This window comes from Hymenobacter setariae (genome assembly GCF_007713685.1).
GTDB lineage: Bacteria > Bacteroidota > Bacteroidia > Cytophagales > Hymenobacteraceae > Hymenobacter > Hymenobacter setariae.
This window is the reverse complement of sequence record NZ_VMRJ01000005.1, coordinates 1-18,814: the sequence shown is the minus strand read 5'-3', so window position 1 is coordinate 18,814 and position 18,814 is coordinate 1. Positions and strand designations below refer to the sequence as shown.

Here is an 18,814-nt window from a genome sequence, read left to right as displayed (position 1 = left end):
CCGACCCTGGATAGGTGTGCTCGAAGTAGAATATTATCCGAGTCGTTTGAGGGCCAACAGTAACCTCACTGGTTTTTCTGACAGGGTCACTGCGTTTGCCGTCACCGAAGAAAAGCGTCGCTTCATCCTGCAGCGCATTACCTGGGTTCGAATCGCGGTAGAGCGTGAGCTTAAAGAAAATCCGATTCGGGTTGCGCGTTGGGGTAGTATCAACTTTCGCTTGAATATCGCCGGCCCGTAGGTGCGACGCGTGCGCTGCCCTAGGTAGCATCCCTACTAGCCCAGCCAGTAGCATGACCCAAAGCCACAAATGATACTGATTAACCCGTTGTATAGAGGAAAAAGGGAGCATAAAGCAAAAATTGTATGATTTCAAATCAAATTATTCTCTTGTTAGTGCAACAGCCAAATAGGCTATTATTCTATCAGCTTCTCACAAGTGTTTAACCGAGATTATTACGAAACGTCCGTCCTTCATTTAAATTTCATGAACAGCCATAACATAATCTCCTTAAGCTCTAGCCCTTTTTGCTAAGCTGCTGTATAGCCATGCGTGCCTCCTTAGAGCTATCTGGCAGCGTTCTGCCTTCTCTTCTTACAAGTTAGTCTACAGACAGCGTTGCGCTAGGATAGTCGCAGCACTTGCCAGCGGTAAGTCGCCTACCTAGGATTTTGCTCAGCGACATACACAAACAAAAAAAGGCCTCTGGCAATACTGCCAGAGGCCTTTCAGTGGAGATGCAGGGATTCGAACCCTGGTCCAGACAAGGAAGCCAACGTGCTTTCTACGTGTGTATCTATGCTTGAATTTTCGAAGCGTTCCAGGCGCACATCAGACCCTTGAAACTCCCTTAGCTGCAGTTGATTTTCGCCCCCGAATCACAGCTCTCCGAAGGCTAGTTTCTACTTACGACGCGCCGAACTCCCAGGTGTAAAAACTTACCCGGGCGGCACGATGGCAGTGCGTAGTTCTAAACTAGGCAGCCATGGCGTACGAATAGTCGCCGATTGTTTTTTGATAGATTTTTTGGCAGGAGAGCTTCCATCAACTCCCGACACGCTTACCCGTGACTTGCACAAGCTGTCAATTCCGGTCATCCCCAATTTAGAAAGAACGAGGTCCGCCTCCGAAGAAGCGGGGCGCAAAGATACGCGCTGTATGAAGTAAATGTTTTGGGGCGCCTTTTTGTTCCTTATACACTACCTATCCGGGCCTAGGTGGCCGGCGCCATGGTTGGCTGCTCAACCAACGCTCGCGGGAAATTCTAGTCACCCCGAAGTTGTTGTAAGAGCGCCTACTTAGCTAAGCGCCTAGGTCGGGTGGCCAGCAAGTAGGCTGGCATTGGCCCGGCCGGAAGGGTATCTTTGTAGGAGTATCTCGTATGGAAAATTTTGTTGTTTCGGCCCGCAAGTATCGCCCAGCCACGTTCAGAAGCGTGGTGGGGCAGCAGCACGTTACTACCACGCTGCAAAATGCTATTCAGAGCCAGCACTTAGCGCAGGCGTTCCTATTTTGCGGACCTAGGGGCGTGGGCAAAACCACCTGTGCCCGCATTCTGGCCAAGACCATCAACTGCACCAATCTTACGCCCGAGGCTGAGGCCTGCGGGCAGTGCACGTCGTGCGTGGCATTCCAGGAAAATGCGTCTTTCAACGTGCACGAGTTGGACGCCGCTTCTAATAACTCGGTTGAGGACATTCGCTCGCTAGTCGAGCAAGTGCGCTACGCACCACAGCAGGGCCGCTATAAGATTTATATCATCGATGAGGTGCACATGCTCTCCAATGCAGCCTTCAACGCGTTTTTGAAGACGCTGGAAGAGCCGCCGGGCTACGCCATCTTTATCTTGGCCACCACCGAGCGCCACAAGATTATCCCCACCATCTTGTCGCGCTGCCAGATTTTTGACTTCAACCGCATTCGAGTTGAGGATATTCGCGAGCACCTGCGCTACGTGGCTACTAGCGAGGGCGTAGCGGCCGACGACGATGCCTTACACCTGCTGGCCCAGAAAGCTGATGGCGGCCTGCGCGATGCGCTATCGATGTTTGACCAGCAAGTCACGTTTGCGGGCAACAATCTGACTTATAAGGACGTGGTGCAAAACCTCCACGTGCTGGATTACGACTACTACTTCCGGCTAGTCGATGCCTTGCTGCGCGAAAACCTGTCGGCCGCGCTGCTGCTCCTCGATTCGGTGATGCAGCAGGGCTTCGACCTACACAATTTTGTGGTGGGCACCGCCGAGCACCTGCGCGGCCTGCTGGTGTGCAAAGACCCCGTGACGGTGCAGCTGCTCGAAGTGTCGGATAACATCCGGCAGCAGTATGTGCGTCAGGCGCAGGCGGCGCCGCTGCCCTTCCTGCTCTCAGCCCTGAACTTAGTAAGCCAGTGCGACCGCGACTTTAAGCAAGCCAAAAACCAGCGCCTGCACGTCGAGCTCACGCTCATGAAGCTGGCTTACCTAAATGGGGCCGTGCAGTTTGTGCGCGACCTCACACCTGCTGCCAACGGCGAGGCTAAAAAAAAAACTAGTAGCCTAGGTGATGGGGCCGCAGCCCCACTAGCGAGCAGCAATGGCCACGCGGCTCCGGCTGCCTATGCACCCGCTCCTAGCCCGCCCACACCTAGCACCTCTACCCCACCCCAGGCCCCAAAACCTGAGCCTCAGGCGCCTCCATTAGTCCATGCGCCAGCGCCGGCCGATGGCCCTGAGCCGCTCCCCGTTGAGAATGGAGTAGCTGAACTGCACGCTACCCCCAGCATCGAGGCGGCCCCCTCGGAGCCTGTGACGCCGCGCCACCAAGTGCGCGACACACTGCCGCACGTCGAAACTGGCCGCCCCAGCATGCAAGGCTTGGAGCCGAACCAGCGCCCTACCGATGTGCGGCCTGGCACGGTGCCCGCGCCGGCCCCTTCTATTCCGGCACTGCCAAAGCTACCCAGCCTAGGTAGCCGCCTACCCAATTTGCGGGATGTAGGCACGGCCATGGCCTCCCAGCCCAAGGCGCCAGGCGCCAAGGATAAAGACCAAGCGCTAGAGCCAGCTTCTACTGGTCCGTTGGCGCCTATCGACCCGGAATTATTACGTAGCGTGTGGCAACAGCTCGCCGACGAGCGCCGGGCCCAAGACAAGATGAGCGATTATATGGTGCTGAACCGCGCCGTATCAGCCGATGCTAACCACGTCATTCTGCTCACCGTGGATAACCCGGTGCAAGTGGTGCAATTCAACGACTTCCGAGCTGAATTCATGGCCGAGTTGCGGCGGCGCACCGGCCACCCCGGCCTCATTGTGCAGACGGAGGTAGCGGCTGCCGCCCCCACCGGCCGCAAGCTGTATACCTCCAACGACAAGTTTGCCTACTTAGCCGAAAAGTATCCTGCCTTGCAGGAGATGAAGCAACGCCTAGGGCTAGATGCGGATTTCTAGGTTACTATGACATTAAGAAGGGGCCAGGAGCAGACCAAAATGAGTCTGCTCCTGGCCCCTTCTCTATTGTTTACCGCCTTAAATAACTTGCCCTAGGCCAAACAACAGCGTAAACACCAGCGTGCTCAAGGCCATTTGCTTGAGGAGCGGGTCAAGGTGCATCGACTCTTGACGAGCCCACACTTGTCGGCCATTAAAGAGGAACAGCGGCAAGCTCACGACGAACAGCCACTGCCAAGGCGAGTGATAATTGAGGGCTACATATATCACGGCCGCGCCCACACCCAGCACGAGTAGCAACCAGTGGTAGCGGCGGGCGTGCTGCGGACCTAGCCGCACCGGCACGGTTATTTTACCTGCCAGCTTATCCGAAACAATATCCCGGATATTATTGACATTCAGCACGGCGGTAGCAAAGCAACCTAGGGCCGCGGAGGGCAGCAATACTGCCAGCGGCAAAGTGCGGGTTTGTAGAAAATAAGTGCCGCACACCCCCACTATACCAAAGAATAGGAACACAGACACGTCGCCTAGCCCCGCGTAGCCGTAGGGCCGCGAGCCTGCCGTGTAGTTCACCGCCGCCCAAATGGCGCTGAGCCCAAGCACAAAAAAGGCTAGCAGCACCCAAGCAGCCTTGAAGCCTAGGGCCACGAGCAGCAAGGCCACCCCGCTTACCAGCGCTGCCAAGCCAAAGCCCCACATAGCACGCTTCATTTCAGCGGGCGTGATGGCGCCGCTCTGCACGGCGCGCAGCGGACCTTGGCGGTGCACGCTGTCGGCGCCATTCTGCGAGTCGCCGTAGTCGTTGGCCAGGTTGCTAAGTATCTGTAGCAGAATAGTAGTAAGGGCTGCCAGTGCTACTACCGGCCAATTAAACTGCCCGGCCGACTTAGCCAAAAATGCGCCCGTGAGAATGCTGGCCAGCGCGAGCGGCAGCGTGCGAGGGCGGAATGCGGAAATCCAGGGAGACATTAAAGAAATAGCAACTAATAATGAGTAGATACTAAAACTGTCATGCTGAGCTTATTGAAGCATCTCATGCGAGACTCCAACGCTGTATATCAGCAGTTAGCGCACTCCACGAGATGCTTCGACAAGCTCAGCATGACAGTTTTTAACTTTTAAAACTCAACCTTACTTGGTGATGTCAGCCACCAGCTCTTCGCTTAGCGGCTTCACTTTGGAGGGGTAGAACTTTACTACCTGCCCCTTTTCGTTAACTAGGTATTTGCAAAAATTCCAGCTCGGCGCTTCGCTCACGGCACCGTTCTTTTCTTTGTCCGACAAGAACTTGAATAGCGGGGTAGCATCATCGCCTTTCACCGACACGGTAGAAAACAGCGGGAACGTCACGCCATAGTTCTTTTCGCAGAACGACGACACTTCTTCGTTCGAGGCTAGTTCTTGGTTAAAGCTGTTGGATGGGAAGCCCAATACCGTCACTTTACCGGCGTACTTTTTCGACAGCTCTTCCAGCTCCTTATACTGCGGTGTGTAGCCGCATTTCGATGCGGTGTTCACGATAAGAATTTTCTTGCCTTTATACTTGCTCAGTTTCACATCTTTGCCGTCGATGGTCTTGACGGTGAAGTCATAGACAGTGCCGGGGGCAGCCACGGGGGCAGTAGGGTTCATCGGAGCAGGCTGAGGGTTGGTAAATGCTAGGCTGAACGTAGTGGCGGCAGCCAGGGCAAACGCAATAAATTTCATGGGGTGCTGAAGATTGAAGGTGGTAAGCTGCTGATAACCAAAACCGGGCCGGGAAGTTTAGTTGCGGCTAAGGGCGTGGAGTTTGAGGTGGGGCTTCGGTACCAGCAGGCGGGGCAGTGCCAGGGGCAGGAGCCGCTGGAGCAGACTGCGCGCCCGTGTTCAGCAGGTCGATGAGGTTGAGCGGAGCAAATTGAGCCGTGTCGCCTGGCTGCACACTGCGAGTGGTATCGCGGGCCGTGACGATGTACGTGCGGGCTGGGCCATTCAGATTTACCGAGTACCCAATGCTGTTGCGCTGGCTGCTCGTAATCAAGCCTTTCTGCTCCATCAGGTCGCCGATGAGGCGGAAGAACCAGCGTGTAGAGCCGCGCAACCCTCCATAGCTGTCAAACGACTGCCGGTAGTACTTGGGCTTGGGAATGATGCTGATGAGGTACAAACTCTCGTCGAGGTTGAGTTCGCTAGGCCGTTTGCCGTAGTAGAACAGTGCCGCTTCTTTCACCCCATACACGCCGCGCTTGCCGCTAGGCCACTTGTATTTGCTAGGTCCCCACTCCACAATGTTGAGGTATATCTCGAACATCCGCTCTTTGGTCAGCGTCTTGGTGCGCTCAACCAGCCAGTTCTCGATGAGCCACACAATCAGCATTTCCTCCGCCTTGCGGCCAATGGTTTTCTGGCGATTCAGAAACACATTCTTGACCAGCTGCATGCTCAGCGTACTGCCGCCGCGCGCAAAGCGTCGCTCTTTAATATCGGCAATGGCGGCGTTGACAAACGCTTTTTCCATAAAGCCGTGGTGGGTGAAAAACCTAGGGTCTTCCGACGTGAGGATTGCCTTCCAGAGGAAGGGCGACACGTTGGCGAAGGATGTGAAGTCGGGGTTGCTAGGCCCCACCTGAAAGGTGCGCAGCGAATCGCCCTTGTCGTTGTAGGCTGTGTAGGGAAACTCGCGCTCTAGCATACTCAAGTCCTCGGTGCCGAAGCGCTTGATGCTAAAATCTTTGCTGGGAGTCAGTGACGAGCTGAGCTTAAGGCTATCAACCTGAGCCATATCCACACTGGCTTGCAGGTGGTAGCTGAGCGTGCCCGTGCCCTCGGTGCCGGCCACTACGTCGAACATGCCGGTGGGCAGCGAGTTAAAAAAGGCAGTGGTGGCCGTGGGGTCCGAATCAACCTTGAGGCTGACGGCCAGGCGCGGTTTGAGGCGCACTGCTATTTCGGGGTGCACCACAATCTGGTTGAGGGTAGCGCGCGTGCCAGGGTCAAGTGAGAGAGTGCCCCGCCCTAGGGTAGCCACAAACTCTAGCTGGCCATAATGCACGATGATATCTTCCGAAGCTAGGCGCTTGTGGAAAAAGCTAAAGTTGGTAGCGGCCACCGAACCGCGCACCGTAAGCTGCCCGCCCGTCTGGTCGTCGCGCGTGAAGTCTTTTCCCGCCAGCTGCACCCGGATGGTGTCAAATGACACCAGCGCTCCGAAGCGCCGCGCCACGTAGGGCACCTGCACCGAGTTTTTGACTCCAAACAGCTTGAGGTCGGTGGCAAAGTCGCCGGGCTCGATGGAGCCGCTCACGCCCAGCTCGTTCACTACTGAATCGACTACCGCGGTAAGTTGCCCGCGCACCTGGCCATCTTCAAAGCTCAGCCGCGGCATGGTAAGTTGCACTTGGTGGCGTGGGCTAGCATAGGTCACCACTGACTGCCGAAAATCGGCCTGGCCCGGCACGCTGCCAAAGCCCGCATCGAGCACTTGGTTGAGCAGTAAGCCATAATTGCGACCTAGGGCCGTATCGCGCCGCACTACCGGCGTCTTGCTTTTGCGCAGCAAAAAAGAAAAGTTATTGGCTCCGCTAGCGTTTTTGCGCGCTGTGAGATGGGCTCGGTCTATTTGCAGCTCGCTAAATACTGGCCGCCCCGCAAACAGTGAGCGCACGCTCAGGCCGGCTTGCAGACGCCGGGCAGTGAGCAGTGTATCGCCGGCCGCGCCGGGCCCAGCCGCCGCGGTAGGCACTAGGCTCATCCCGCTTATTTCGACGGTGCTGAACCCCGTGAAGCGCGCCGGCCCTAGGGTGAGGGTGGCGGGGTACTTACGCTCGACGCGAGTTTTGACCTCGCTCAGCGCGTAGTTCAGCAATTGCTGGCGCTTCCACAAGAACAATAGTACGGCCAGCAGCAGCACGACCAACAGGCCGCCTACCGTGTAAAGGATTCGTTTTTTGGCAACAACGGATAAACGCATTGCCGCAAAGTTAGTGCGTAGTGCTTGGTGCGTAGTGCCCAGCCTGTAGAGTAGGTGATGCCTGCGGGTAGCCATTAGCTTTGTGGCCTCATCGCCTGTGTGCCTCAAAACAAGTAGCAAGCACTAGGCACCACGCACCACGCACTCCTTCATGCTCACTGCCCTTTCGCCCCTCGATGGCCGCTACCAGCGCCAAACTGCCCCACTCGGCCCCTATTTTTCGGAGCTGGCTCTGATGCGCTACCGGGTGCGGGTCGAGGTGGAATACTTCATTGCACTCTGCGAACAGCCGCTGCCGCAGTTGGCGGCTGTACCCGCCACTGTCTTTCCAGCTCTGCGCGGCCTCTACGAGCAGTTTGGCGAAGCCGAAGCCCAGGCCATCAAGAATCACGAAGCCGTGACTAACCACGACGTAAAGGCCGTGGAGTACTACCTGCGCGACGAGTTCACGAAACTAGACCTAGGCAACTACTTAGAGTTTATCCACTTCGGCCTGACCTCGCAAGATGTTAATAATACGGCCATTCCGCTGAGCCTCAAAGATGCTATGGGCGCCGTGCTACTACCTCGCTTTGCGCAGCTGCAGGCGCAGCTAGGTGGGCTGGCGGCGGGCTGGGTGGGCGTACCCATGCTGGCGCGCACCCACGGGCAGCCGGCCTCGCCCACGCGGCTGGGCAAGGAGCTACAGGTGTTTGAGGCTCGACTAGCCGGGCAGCTGGCGCTGCTACACCAAGTGCCCTACGCGGCCAAGTTTGGGGGCGCCACCGGCGGCTTTAACGCACATTTTGCCGCCTACCCCAGCACCGACTGGCATGCATTTGCCGAACGGTTCGTGCAGGATACCCTAGGGCTCACGCGCACCTTTCCCACCACCCAAATCGAGCCCTACGATAACCTGGCGGCTTTTTGCGACGGCTGGAAGCGCCTCAACAACATTCTTATCGACCTGTGCCGCGACGTGTGGCAGTACATTTCGATGGGCTATTTCAAGCAAACGCTCAAAGCTGGGGAAGTAGGTTCGTCGGCAATGCCGCACAAGGTTAACCCTATCGACTTTGAGAACGCTGAAGGCAACCTGGGCGTGGCTAATGCCTTGCTGGAGCACTTCGCGGCCAAGCTGCCCATCTCACGCCTGCAGCGCGACCTCACCGACTCTACAGTGCTGCGCAACCTAGGCGTGCCCCTAGGTCATATTCTTATTGCGCTCAACGCCATTGGGCGGGGCCTGGGCAAGCTAGCGCTCGATGAAAGCGCCTTGCAGCGTGACCTCGATGCCAACTGGGCGGTGCTGGCCGAGGCAATTCAGACGATTTTGCGCCGCGAAAACTACCCCGACCCTTACAATGCTCTCAAGCAGCTCACGCGCACGGGCGAGGCTATTTCAGCAGCTACCATAGCAGAGTTTGTAGAAGGCTTGGATATGCCCGAGAGCGTAAAAGCCGAGCTGCGTCACCTCACGCCAGCCAACTACGTGGGGCGTTAACTGCCGCTACGAGATAATACTTAGCGCGCCTTCGGCCTAAATCAGGTCGAAGGCGCGCGCATATTGGCCTAGCTCAAATTGCGATTCGGCGTGCAGCTTGTGGCGCAAGTTGCGGCGGTGCGTCTCAACAGTTTGGGTGGCCAAGAATAGCTCGGCGCCAATTTGGGGCGCGGTATGGCCGAGCGCTAGCAGGCGGAGCACCTCACGCTCGCGGCGAGTGAGAGACGCAAAAAGTGGCGCGTGCTGCCGCAAAAAGTTATTTTCTTCGAGCAGCCGACTCACCTTGTGAGTCACGTGGTGGAGGGGGTCGATGGGGCTAGCAGTGGTAATCAGTAGCAAGGGGCCTAGTTCGGCCTCGCGCAGCAGTATCCGCGTGGTGGAGAAGTACCAGGTATACTCGGGGTTCTCGGTGGTGCGCACCTGCTGAAAAAAGCTAACTACGCACGTGGGGTCGGCTGATTCTAATAACTCATAGATGCGCGGCACATAGTCTTGGGCATCAACCGGATTGAAGAAGCGCAAGTAATAATCAGCGCCTAGGTCCCGTAGCGCCGGCAGCGAAATTTGCAGTAGCTCGAGGCCCCGGCGCGACATGTACTCGATGCCGTCGGTAAGCAGATTGTGCACGATAGTAACGCCCGGGTGCAAGTCGGCCGTAGCCGCTACTTCGGCTACGGCTTGGGTTATACTTGCCTGCTGCGCCGCCGTGGCGGGCGGCAGGCGATTGGGCGGCCCTAGGAGGACACGCCGTGTAGTGGTAGCACTCATGCAGTAAAAGTGTTGTCCATTAAGATTTTTATAGAATAAAGCAGCGCTTTAACGCTTTGCGGCCAGTGGGTGGCCCTTGCTGTACCAGCTTCACACGCACACATAGCCCTTTCGTACAATTAAAGCTGACAATAAGACAAGGTAAGCCTTATTGCTGGCCAGTGCTACTACTACCTAAAAATACCTAACTTAGGGTATTGCTACTAGCGGCGCGCTGGCATGTAGGCACTTGGCAATCTGCTAAATACCTAAAAATAGGTATTGTTAAGTATATGCGGCGAAAAGACCTTTGAGGCTGTTATCCACCTCCACTTTTCTCCGCTTTCCTATGAACACATACCTTACTACGTATGCTGACTATCCAATTGGTCGTTGGCTCGCTGCCTTCACCATTAGCCTTGTGCTGCTGGCGCTTGCTTATGCCCAAGCCCCAGACCCAGCCGGCCTATTGGGCTTAGACGCGCCTAGCGCCCCTACCCTAACAAATAGCCACCCGATGCTTGGCCAGCAGCGCGGCCAGCACCTAGCAGCAGACCAGGCACCGTCGCTGGCTACTGCCCAACTGCGCCAGCCCACCGGTACGCCCCCGCGCTCACAGTTCGCTCGGTAGCCACTAGTCTGCCTTATCTGCTAGCTACCGATGAACTACGCGACCTTTTCACCCGGCGCCTGCGCTGGGATGCTATTGCTTGGGCTACTCGCTGGCCAGCCGGTGGTGGCCCAAGGCTGGCTAGGCCTAGCCCAAAGCAACTACGGAGGCACTAACGCGGCCTATACCAACCCAAGTGCTATTGCGGATTCCCGGCACCGCGCCTATCTCAACCTAGGTGGGGCAAATGCCAACTTTTACAACACGTATTTGCAGCTCGACTTGCCCCAGCGGCCTTGGGCTAAGGGCTTTGAGTTTCGACGCGAATACCTAAGCGAGCAACTGACGGGCGATGCCAAATTTGGGAGCGCGAGCGTTGAAGCACGCCTACCCTCACTCATGCTAGCAGTGGGACCACACTCGGCCATTGCGCTCACCAACCGGGTGCGGGCCTTCGTGCAAGTTAGCCGAGTGAGTGAGAACCTAGCGCGGCTGGCGCGCCACGGCCTCAGCGATGCTGAAAGCCTAGGCTTAGGCAACCGTATACTCACAGACGATGGCTTTAACGTGGATGCCAACAGCTTCCATGAGTTTGCTTTCACCTACGCCCGCACATTCACGCCCAATACCACGCACTTTTTCAAGGGCGGGCTTACCGTAAAGTACCTCGTAGGGCTTGGCGGAGGCTACGTGCACAATACCGGCACCGACTACCAAGTGTATGGGCGCGATAGCATTCAGCTGCGCAACCCCAACATAAGCTATGCCTACACCGGCGATGACTATTACCAGCAAAGTGGCTTTGGGGTAGGCACTCTCTACGGAAGCCAGCGCCTAGGCCGCGGCTACGGCGCCGATATTGGCATTACGTACGAATGGCGGCCCGAGTACGAGCGCTACAACTACCACATGGATGGCACTAACCTGCCCGACGACTCGCGCAACAAGTACCGTCTGCGCCTGAGTTTTGCCCTCACCGACCTAGGGGCCGTGCGCTACCAGCACGACCAGTATGTGCGCCAGGCTGCCTTGGCTAACAACCGCACTGTGCAGCTTGGGCAGCTCGATACCATTTCTTTTACCAACCTCGCCACACTCACGCCTACCATCGAGCGCTTGGTGGGACTACGCGAGCAAAGCCATCGCTTCACAAGCTACTTGCCAGCTACTCTGCGCCTCACAGCCGACTATCGCTTGCTCAACCACGTGTATGCCGGCTTGCTCTGGACGCAGAACCTCCTGCCAGCGCGCACCATTGGCAGCCGCAGCATCAGCTCGCTGGCACTCACGCCCCGCATCGAGTTTAGCCACCTCGAAGTAGCCGTGCCTGTTATTCTGGCCAATAACTACCGCAAGCTGCAAGTGGGCGCCATGCTGCGCCTAGGTCCCCTCATCTTCGGCTCCGACAACCTAGGCGGCTTGGTAGGCCTCACGAGTGCTACTGGCGCCGATGTGTACATGGGCCTAGGGCTGGCGCTACACCGCCACCGCCGCAAAGACCGCGACGGTGACCTAGTAAGCAATAAATACGACAAGTGCCCTCGTGAAAAAGGCGATTGGACACGTAAGGGGTGCCCGGCGCCTTTGCCAGTAACCTCGCTGCCCGAGCCGGCACTGCCTCCGCCCGCTAGCCCCGCCCCCGCCCTAGTTTCTCCGTAGCGCCTCTTAATAGCCATCTTTCTACTTTCCGAAAACACCTTGCTAACCTTCTGCTGCCCCCGGCTATTTCCCTCCCCTTGGCGAGAGCGATGGCTGGGGGTACTATTTTTGAGGCTTGCAACCTTATTCTTGCCGCGTGCCTGAGTTCCTTCACGACATCCCCGTCCGCCCCGATTGCCGCTTCTACCGCGGCGACCTGCCCTGCCGCCCTAATAAGGAGCATGGCTATATGTGCGGCGACTGCCCAGTTTACGAGCCAGTTATGAAGCGTATTCTGCTCATCAAGCTAGGGGCCATTGGCGATGTTATTCGCACTACGCCCCTACTGCGGCGGCTGCGGCAAGAGTATCCGGGCTGCTACATTACCTGGCTCACGCTCACGCCCGCCATCCTGCCTCAGCGCGAAGTCGAAGAGATTTTAAAGCTTGACTACGCTAGTGCCTTGCAGCTACAAGCTCGGCATTTTGACATCGCCATCAACCTAGATAAGGAAAAAGAAGCCTGCGCGCTACTGCTCAACGTGCAGGCCGAAGCCAAGTTTGGCTACACCCTACGCCCCTACGACGGTATACCCTGGCCCATCAACAACCTAGCCGACCACAAGTACCTCACCGGCGTATTCGACCAGCTAAGCCTAGGCAATACCAAACCCTACGTGCAGGAAATATTCGAATTGTGCGGCTTCGATTTCCGGGGCGAGGAGTATGTTTTTGACACGCACGAGGACAAAGGCTATGACTGGCGCGCCCTACCACCAGCCGCAGCCGGCCCGCGCATTGGCCTCAACACTGGCTGTGGCGACCGCTGGACTACCCGCCTCTGGAGCACCGAGAAATGGATTTCGCTCATCACTGAGCTACAAGCTGCTGGCTACGCCCCCGTGCTGCTAGGTGGCGAAGCCGAGCACCCACGCAACCTAGAGCTGCAAGCTGCCACTGGCGCAGCCTACCTAGGCACTTTCCCCTTGCCTCAGTTCATCAACCTTATGAACCAGATGGCCGGCATCGTAACGCAAGTCACAATGGGTATGCACATTAGCATCGCCCTCGGCAAGCCGACCATCTTGATGAACAACATTTTCAACCCGCACGAATTTGACCTCTACGGCCGCGGCCAAATCGTGCAGCCCAACCGCCAGTGCGTGTGCTTTTATCGGGGCACCTGCCGCCTAGGCACGAGCTGCATGGAAGAGCTACCGGCCGAGAAGGTATTTCAAGCTGTGCTGGAGAGTGTACCAGTGCAACCGTCTGGTGTTCTGGCGTGAGCTTAAGGATGCTTAGCCGCTACCTCTTTTAGCGCGGCCACCATCACTTCCCACGAGAACTTACGCGCTTCTTGCCGCACGCCAGCCGCAAAGGCTTCTTCACGGTCATTGGCGTAAAAGTCTACCACTGCATCGGCAATAGCTGGGGCTGTGGGTGGCACTACGTAGCCCACCACGCCGTCGGGTATCAGCTCAGCAAGCCCACCTACATCGGTCACCAGCATGGGACGGCCAAAGTGATACGCCACCTGCGACACACCACTCTGCGTAGCATGCTTATAAGGCTGAACCACCATATCGGCTGCACTAAAGTAATTAACCACCTGCTCATTAGGAATGAAGTCGGTAGCTCGCACCAAGCGGTTTTCTAGGTTGTATTTTTGAATGAGCGCCTCGTAAGGAGCCGCATCTTCGTAGAATTCTCCCGCTATGAGCAATTTCACGGGCAGCGCAGCCACCCGCGGGTCAGCCATGGCTTCTAGCAAAATATCCAGCCCTTTATAAGCCCGAATAAAGCCGAAAAAGAGCACGTATTTAAACTGAGCAGATAGCCCTAGCACCACTAGCGCATCCTGTTTAGGCTTTGCCGGCCCAAAGTTGTCGTATAGCGGATGTGGCCGGTACAGTGCGGGCTTACTAGCATAGCCTAAGCCTTGCAAATCAGTGAGTACGCTCCGGCTCATCGTCACAAAGCCATCACAGGCGCTCAAGAAGTAGCGCGTCAGCGGCCTATCGCCCGGCCGCTTCTCATGCGGAATCACGTTGTCAGTAATCGCGACCACGCGCGTATGACTATTACCGCGCACCAGCCGCGCTATTGTACCTAGGGCCGGCCCCATAAGGGGTAGCCAAAAGCGAAAAATGACTATATCGGGCCGCTCGCGCCGCAGCCGACGGCCTACCTTCCACCAAGTCAACGGGTTTACCGAATTAATACTTACCTCAATGTCAATATCTGTAGGCCCCGGCTCGGTACTGAACTGCGTTTGACCCGGAAATAGAAACTCAGGATATTGTAAAGAAAACGTGACGATGCACACCTGGTCGCCGGCTGCCTGAAAGGCTCGCGCTAGCCGCTCATTATATGTTGCTAGGCCGCCCCTCAGTGGATAGGCGGGGCCGATGATTACAATCTTCATCGCAGGGTCTCCCGCACTAGGTAGTCATTGCGTTTAGGTCCGTTTAGCTGCACCAGCTCACCTAGGAAGCCCGCTAGAAAGAGCTGCATCCCCACTATCACTGCTACCAAGGCAAGAAAAAACAACGGTTGGTCCGTCACGTTGCGCGCTTTGAGGTTATGAATGGCTAGCCACCATTTTTCGCCCACCAACCACAGTGTCAAGATGGTGCCGATGAAAAATGACAGCGTACCCAGCGTACCAAAAAAGTGCATCGGCCGCCGCCGGAATTTTCCCACGAAGGTGATACTGGCTAAGTCCAGAAAGCCGAAAATAAAGCGCTCTAGCCCAAACTTGGTCACGCCATATTTACGCTCCTGGTGCTGTACTACCTTCTCACCTATCTTTTTGAAACCGTTCCACTTCGCGATTACAGGAATGTAGCGGTGCATCTCGCCATATACTTCTATGGCCTTCACTACGCGTTGGTCATAAGCCTTTAGGCCGCAGTTGAAGTCGTGTAGCTGAATCCCTGAGATAGCCCGCGTAGCCGCATTAAACAGCTTGGTTGGAATAGTCTTTGACAATGGGTCGTACCGCTTCTGCTTCCAGCCACTAACCAAGTCATAGTGGTCCTCTGTTATCATGCGGTAGAGCTCGGGCAATTCCTCGGGCGAGTCCTGCAAGTCGGCATCCATCGTGCACACTACCCGCCCTAGGGCCGCGGCAAAGCCTACATTCAGCGCCGCCGACTTGCCATAATTACGGTTAAAGCGAATGCCTCGTAGCGCCATATCCTGGCCAGCCAGCGCTTCTATCACCGCCCACGAATCATCCGTCGAGCCGTCGTCGATTAAAATAACTTCATACGACAGCCCACGCGCCGTGAGCACTCGTGCTATCCAGCGCGTAAGCTCGGGCAGCGACTCAGCTTCGTTCAGTAAAGGAATCACGATGGAAATCTCCACCGGGAAAGCAGCCAGCTTATTCAAATTCAGGTTTTGGATTTTTAAGAATGGCCGCCGTTATCAGCGACACTATTAAGCCCATAATCAGCCCTCCTACTAAGGCAATAATCACCAAAGCCGGGCCTTGCACAAACATAGCCGTCCAGTGCATAGCTTGGTCGATTTGGGCGTCGCTCATATTACCCTTAGCTTCTAGGTCTGCTCTACCCTTTTCCAAGATGCGCGCGGGCATTTCAGGGTCGATAAATGCGACGTAGAAATATGAAAAAATAGCACTTAGTGCCGAGGAAACAGCGGCGAGCACCATGCCGACGCCCAATCCTTGCCCATAGCTCATAAACTCTCCGTTGGCACGGCGGAAAGCTTTCTGCGCCAGAATAATACCACCGACCAGCACCACTAGCGACAGCCACTTAGCTGGCGACTGCTCCAAGTGCGTCACATTAAGCAGAAAGGAGATAATGATGCTCACTAGCCCTATCAGTAGGCCGTAGCGCATACCTACGCTAGTAGGCGTAGCCAAAGGAGAAGCAGTAGATGTTTCCATACAACAGGGTCTAAGAGTGAAATACAGTTTTTTACTCCAAAATTATTTGCGCAGAAATATACCAGCTGGTATTGCTCCCATCATCCCTAGAAGCACTGTCCAAGTAAAGGTACCCCGCGCTAAGTCTGCCTTTGAAAGCGCTGCCGCTTGTTCAAGCTCCTTTCTTTCAAACTCCGCATTACGCTTTTCCTTGGGTCGTATCTTTTGCTGTACCCGGGTTATTTCAACCAGCTCAGCACGACTATAAGCTAAGGCTTTATCGCCTAAAGCAGTAGCTAAGCCCCAGGTGCTACCGGCTGCCAGCAACGCTGCTAGCAACACCGTTAAACCACCTACGGCAAGTGAGCGCCCTACTCCTGGCCGCCCCGGCGCAGCCTCACGGCGTAGTAGCCACTGGCTAGCCGCTGCCGCAAATGGCACGACCAACAACCCCATTATTTGTTTAGGGCTGAATGGCTCATTGCCAGTAAAATGCAAAAACAACAACCACAACCCACACACTAAGCCAGCTGCTAGCCCAAAGCGCAAACCCAGGCGGCCTACGGCTCCTGACCGCACGGCAGCTACTGAGCTACGAGCAGGTTCATTAGAAGGCAACATACAATAAATGCTATCGAGCCGGCAAGATACGACTGCCACCCGCTGCAATGTCTAGGCTGCTACTATAGGCGGCACCACCGCTGCCTTGGGCCGGCCAAATCGCAATAGCATTCCCTCAGCAAATAAACACGCTAATGCTAGCAATAGGCAGTAGCGCCATAACGGCTGTCCTGTCTGCTCAGCTTGGTAGCGAGCCACTGCTTCCGGCTGACCATTATCCAGCACACGGACATTAGGATGGTTTGGCCCAATTAACGCACGCAACTCATCCGCCGAATAAGCCGACAATTCTGATTCATGCCGGTCAGCATTGAAGGCCAATGTTGCTACGCGTTTTCCTTGTCGCTGTACCTCGTAGAAGCCAGGCGAAGTCATTTCAGTCGGAATGCTGAATCTTACCTCCGCACCTTGCACACGTTGTGCTGGTATAAATACAGCACTGTCCCGAACCAAGCGAACGGCTGTTTCTCCTTTCACCTCAGCTTGGTCACGCTGCTCTCTAGGTACATCTACTACTACGCTAGGCGCTGTTACCCGATAAGCTAGTTGCTGATTAGTATCGTAGCTAAGCATACCCAAGCGGTATAGCACCGGTACTAACAGTGCATGCGCAGTAATATCAGAATATGCCGGGTCAAACGGAGCAGCAAAGACGAATACTTTACCGCTACCACTTTCAAACTCGGTAAGGTAGCTGTCACCAGCACGCAGCCGCAAGATATCCGTACCATTACGCTCCCAACTCAAGACAGGTGCCGCCTGTGGCATTGCCACTTGCTTAGGCTGCGCGCCAAAAACATCCTTAAAAAATGGAGTATTTCTATTAGGCAGAGCTACTTCTTGCCGCACCGGATTATTTGTTGCCGCACTATTCCATTGCTCGCCACCAAGACCTAGGGCGCGGAAGAATTCATGATACGATGCGCGATTCAGCGTTTTACCAGTCGGTATCACTACTACGCTGCCCCCTCGCTTAGTCGCTTGCACAAGCGCCTGGCGCAAGCCAGCATCCATTTGCGATAGTTCACTTAGCAGTATTAGGTTTGCCTGCTGCAGCTTAGCGTAATTCACCTGCTGCGGCTTCATGAATGAATAGGCAAACAATGGCTCGTTTGCATAGGCTTGCTGCGCTAGAGGTACTGCACCAATCTCTAATACGCGAATCGCAGTGGCTGGCTGCAAGGTGAAATAATACGTGTTGTCGAAGGTGACTGGCATATCCTCTGTCACAACACGCCCTAGCACCAATTGATTATCGGCTAGCTGCACTTGCACTACACTCGTAGCGGTTTGCCCAGCCGCCACATTTACTCGAAAAGCGGCCACTTGCTGCTGCCCAAGCAACACTTTCACTGGGCAATCGGCAACCTGCTCAGAGCCTCCATTCCGCAAGCGAATGTGCAAACCGAGATTGATTCGAGAACGCACAAAAGCATCATCTAACCAAACACTATCGACATAAATATTGCTAGCGCTACGGCCTTTCTGTGGTACTAACACCACGTTAGCATTAGTAGGTAGCTTAGTTAGTATAACACGGCCCGTTGGACTTTTCTGAAAGTCCGAGAAGATATACAGTGGCTGGTTTTCATTATTTCCTAAGCCATAGTAAGCGCTCTCATTATCCCAAGACGTATTACCTGTACCAGTCTGAATCTCTTCTAGCTTCTGCTTATAAGCGACGCTACCTAGCTTCCCTCCTCGATGCTTAAGCAATAAAAATCGGGCCGTATTTCCGTACGCTTTGCCAAGTAAATGAGCTCCTGCTACAGCCTCCTGTAATAAAGTCCCTCGTTGCGTAGAAGGCGCTTGCATACTTGGCGAATTATCCACTAATACTGCAGTAAGCTGCCCATTGCCTTCTTTCCCACGCTCCTCAGCAGGTATAAAGGGTTGACAAAAAAGCAGTACTAAAAACAGTGTTGCTAGCGCTCTAGCAAGCAATACTAATAGTTCTTGCAACTGGCGGCGACGTACAGTTGTCAATTCCACCGCTTTGATAAAGCTGGTGTTTGTGAATATGATTCGTTGTGGCCGCCGTAATTGCAATAAGTGAATGACTATTGGCACTCCTACTGCCAGTAGTCCCCATAAAAATTCTGGATATAGAAACTGCATACACTATCAAGCCTACCTCGCTATTTGGCAACTATTATCAGCTTAACATTAAAAGTAGTCGGATTATTCTATTTGATTTATGATGAAAGTGACCCAATAGTAAATATTGGACTAACCTTGAGCAACTACTCAAAGGATATTTCATTTCGTGACAGGATTAAATGACAAGAGCCCCCTGCCGAGCGCTGATGAAAGCGCAGGGGCAGGGGGCTCGTTGTTGTAAAGTTGGCGGCGACCGACTCTCCCACCGGTGAAGGCAGTACCATAGGCGCACCGGGGCTTAACGACTCTGTTCGGAATGGGAAGAGGTGAAC

Annotated in this window: 15 protein-coding genes, 1 rRNA gene and 1 other RNA gene; 6 read left to right on the top strand and 11 right to left on the bottom strand. The window is 55.3% G+C overall.

Annotated elements, in window-relative coordinates:
- Positions 1-16: 16 nt before the first annotated feature.
- Complete coding sequence (locus tag FNT36_RS25645; RefSeq protein ID WP_233636056.1) at positions 17-241, top strand: hypothetical protein; 225 nt, start codon at positions 17-19, stop codon at positions 239-241.
- 489 nt (positions 242-730) lie between these two features.
- On the opposite strand, the gene ssrA is transcribed toward FNT36_RS25645, so the two are convergent.
- Positions 731-1,102, bottom strand: a transfer-messenger RNA (tmRNA) gene (gene ssrA, locus FNT36_RS18710).
- A gap of 280 nt (positions 1,103-1,382) precedes the next feature.
- Here ssrA and FNT36_RS18705 point away from each other — a divergent pair.
- Positions 1,383-3,434, top strand: a complete 2,052-nt coding sequence (locus FNT36_RS18705; RefSeq protein ID WP_144850834.1) for a DNA polymerase III subunit gamma/tau — start codon at positions 1,383-1,385, stop codon at positions 3,432-3,434.
- Positions 3,435-3,512: 78 nt separating this feature from the next.
- On the opposite strand, the gene FNT36_RS18700 is transcribed toward FNT36_RS18705, so the two are convergent.
- The 3 genes from FNT36_RS18700 to FNT36_RS18690 all read right to left on the bottom strand — a co-directional run bounded on the left by FNT36_RS18700 (position 3,513) and on the right by FNT36_RS18690 (position 7,386).
- Entirely contained in the window at positions 3,513-4,406 is an 894-nt protein-coding gene (locus tag FNT36_RS18700) for a 1,4-dihydroxy-2-naphthoate polyprenyltransferase (protein WP_144850833.1), read from the bottom strand.
- Between the two features lie 162 nt (positions 4,407-4,568).
- Positions 4,569-5,144, bottom strand: coding sequence for a glutathione peroxidase (locus FNT36_RS18695; RefSeq protein ID WP_144850831.1), 576 nt, complete (start codon positions 5,142-5,144; stop codon positions 4,569-4,571).
- 67 nt (positions 5,145-5,211) lie between these two features.
- The gene (locus FNT36_RS18690) at positions 5,212-7,386 is read right to left on the bottom strand and encodes a biosynthetic peptidoglycan transglycosylase (protein ID WP_233636055.1); all 2,175 of its coding nucleotides are present in this window, start codon (positions 7,384-7,386) and stop codon (positions 5,212-5,214) included.
- Positions 7,387-7,537: 151 nt separating this feature from the next.
- Here FNT36_RS18690 and purB point away from each other — a divergent pair, with 151 nt between their 5' ends.
- A complete protein-coding gene (gene purB, locus FNT36_RS18685; RefSeq protein ID WP_144850827.1) occupies positions 7,538-8,869 on the top strand; it encodes an adenylosuccinate lyase in 1,332 nt (443 codons plus the stop codon).
- A gap of 36 nt (positions 8,870-8,905) precedes the next feature.
- On the opposite strand, the gene FNT36_RS18680 is transcribed toward purB, so the two are convergent.
- Positions 8,906-9,637 carry a helix-turn-helix domain-containing protein gene (locus FNT36_RS18680; protein WP_144850825.1) on the bottom strand — a complete coding sequence of 244 codons (732 nt, stop codon included), beginning with the start codon at positions 9,635-9,637 and terminating at the stop codon, positions 8,906-8,908.
- A 328-nt stretch (positions 9,638-9,965) separates the two neighbouring features.
- Between FNT36_RS18680 and FNT36_RS18675 the strand changes: the two genes are divergently transcribed.
- The 3 genes from FNT36_RS18675 to FNT36_RS18665 all read left to right on the top strand — a co-directional run bounded on the left by FNT36_RS18675 (position 9,966) and on the right by FNT36_RS18665 (position 13,149).
- A complete protein-coding gene (locus tag FNT36_RS18675; RefSeq protein ID WP_144850823.1) occupies positions 9,966-10,247 on the top strand; it encodes a hypothetical protein in 282 nt (93 codons plus the stop codon).
- Between the two features lie 30 nt (positions 10,248-10,277).
- Positions 10,278-11,885 carry a DUF5723 family protein gene (locus FNT36_RS18670; protein ID WP_144850821.1) on the top strand — a complete coding sequence of 536 codons (1,608 nt, stop codon included), beginning with the start codon at positions 10,278-10,280 and terminating at the stop codon, positions 11,883-11,885.
- A 136-nt stretch (positions 11,886-12,021) separates the two neighbouring features.
- Positions 12,022-13,149 carry a glycosyltransferase family 9 protein gene (locus FNT36_RS18665; protein ID WP_144850819.1) on the top strand — a complete coding sequence of 376 codons (1,128 nt, stop codon included), beginning with the start codon at positions 12,022-12,024 and terminating at the stop codon, positions 13,147-13,149.
- A gap of 2 nt (positions 13,150-13,151) precedes the next feature.
- On the opposite strand, the gene FNT36_RS18660 is transcribed toward FNT36_RS18665, so the two are convergent.
- From FNT36_RS18660 to rrf, 6 genes are all read right to left on the bottom strand, one after another.
- Positions 13,152-14,288, bottom strand: a complete 1,137-nt coding sequence (locus FNT36_RS18660; RefSeq protein WP_144850817.1) for a glycosyltransferase — start codon at positions 14,286-14,288, stop codon at positions 13,152-13,154.
- Positions 14,285-15,259, bottom strand: coding sequence for a glycosyltransferase family 2 protein (locus FNT36_RS18655; protein ID WP_233636054.1), 975 nt, complete (start codon positions 15,257-15,259; stop codon positions 14,285-14,287). Before FNT36_RS18655 ends, FNT36_RS18660 begins: the two co-directional genes overlap by 4 nt.
- Positions 15,252-15,782 carry a DUF4199 domain-containing protein gene (locus tag FNT36_RS18650; RefSeq protein WP_144850815.1) on the bottom strand — a complete coding sequence of 177 codons (531 nt, stop codon included), beginning with the start codon at positions 15,780-15,782 and terminating at the stop codon, positions 15,252-15,254. Before FNT36_RS18650 ends, FNT36_RS18655 begins: the two co-directional genes overlap by 8 nt.
- Before the next feature lie 42 nt (positions 15,783-15,824).
- Positions 15,825-16,382 carry a DUF4199 domain-containing protein gene (locus tag FNT36_RS18645; RefSeq protein ID WP_144850813.1) on the bottom strand — a complete coding sequence of 186 codons (558 nt, stop codon included), beginning with the start codon at positions 16,380-16,382 and terminating at the stop codon, positions 15,825-15,827.
- Positions 16,383-16,433: 51 nt separating this feature from the next.
- Entirely contained in the window at positions 16,434-18,500 is a 2,067-nt protein-coding gene (locus tag FNT36_RS18640) for a BatA domain-containing protein (protein ID WP_233636052.1), read from the bottom strand.
- 223 nt (positions 18,501-18,723) lie between these two features.
- Positions 18,724-18,814: ribosomal RNA gene (rrf, locus tag FNT36_RS26100) — 5S ribosomal RNA — on the bottom strand; the annotation flags it as partial.

Excerpts from the sequence above, each read along its gene's own strand:
- FNT36_RS18705 (WP_144850834.1), top strand. The coding sequence starts at position 1,383 with ATGGAAAATTTTGTTGTTTCGGCCCGCAAGTATCGCCCAGCCACGTTC.
- FNT36_RS18700 (WP_144850833.1), bottom strand. The coding sequence starts at position 4,406 with ATGTCTCCCTGGATTTCCGCATTCCGCCCTCGCACGCTGCCGCTCGCG.
- FNT36_RS18695 (WP_144850831.1), bottom strand. The coding sequence starts at position 5,144 with ATGAAATTTATTGCGTTTGCCCTGGCTGCCGCCACTACGTTCAGCCTA.
- FNT36_RS18690 (WP_233636055.1), bottom strand. The coding sequence starts at position 7,386 with ATGCGTTTATCCGTTGTTGCCAAAAAACGAATCCTTTACACGGTAGGC.
- purB (WP_144850827.1), top strand. The coding sequence starts at position 7,538 with ATGCTCACTGCCCTTTCGCCCCTCGATGGCCGCTACCAGCGCCAAACT.
- FNT36_RS18680 (WP_144850825.1), bottom strand. The coding sequence starts at position 9,637 with ATGAGTGCTACCACTACACGGCGTGTCCTCCTAGGGCCGCCCAATCGC.
- FNT36_RS18675 (WP_144850823.1), top strand. The coding sequence starts at position 9,966 with ATGAACACATACCTTACTACGTATGCTGACTATCCAATTGGTCGTTGG.
- FNT36_RS18670 (WP_144850821.1), top strand. The coding sequence starts at position 10,278 with ATGAACTACGCGACCTTTTCACCCGGCGCCTGCGCTGGGATGCTATTG.
- FNT36_RS18660 (WP_144850817.1), bottom strand. The coding sequence starts at position 14,288 with ATGAAGATTGTAATCATCGGCCCCGCCTATCCACTGAGGGGCGGCCTA.
- FNT36_RS18650 (WP_144850815.1), bottom strand. The coding sequence starts at position 15,782 with ATGGAAACATCTACTGCTTCTCCTTTGGCTACGCCTACTAGCGTAGGT.
- FNT36_RS18645 (WP_144850813.1), bottom strand. The coding sequence starts at position 16,382 with ATGTTGCCTTCTAATGAACCTGCTCGTAGCTCAGTAGCTGCCGTGCGG.
- FNT36_RS18640 (WP_233636052.1), bottom strand. The coding sequence starts at position 18,500 with ATGCAGTTTCTATATCCAGAATTTTTATGGGGACTACTGGCAGTAGGA.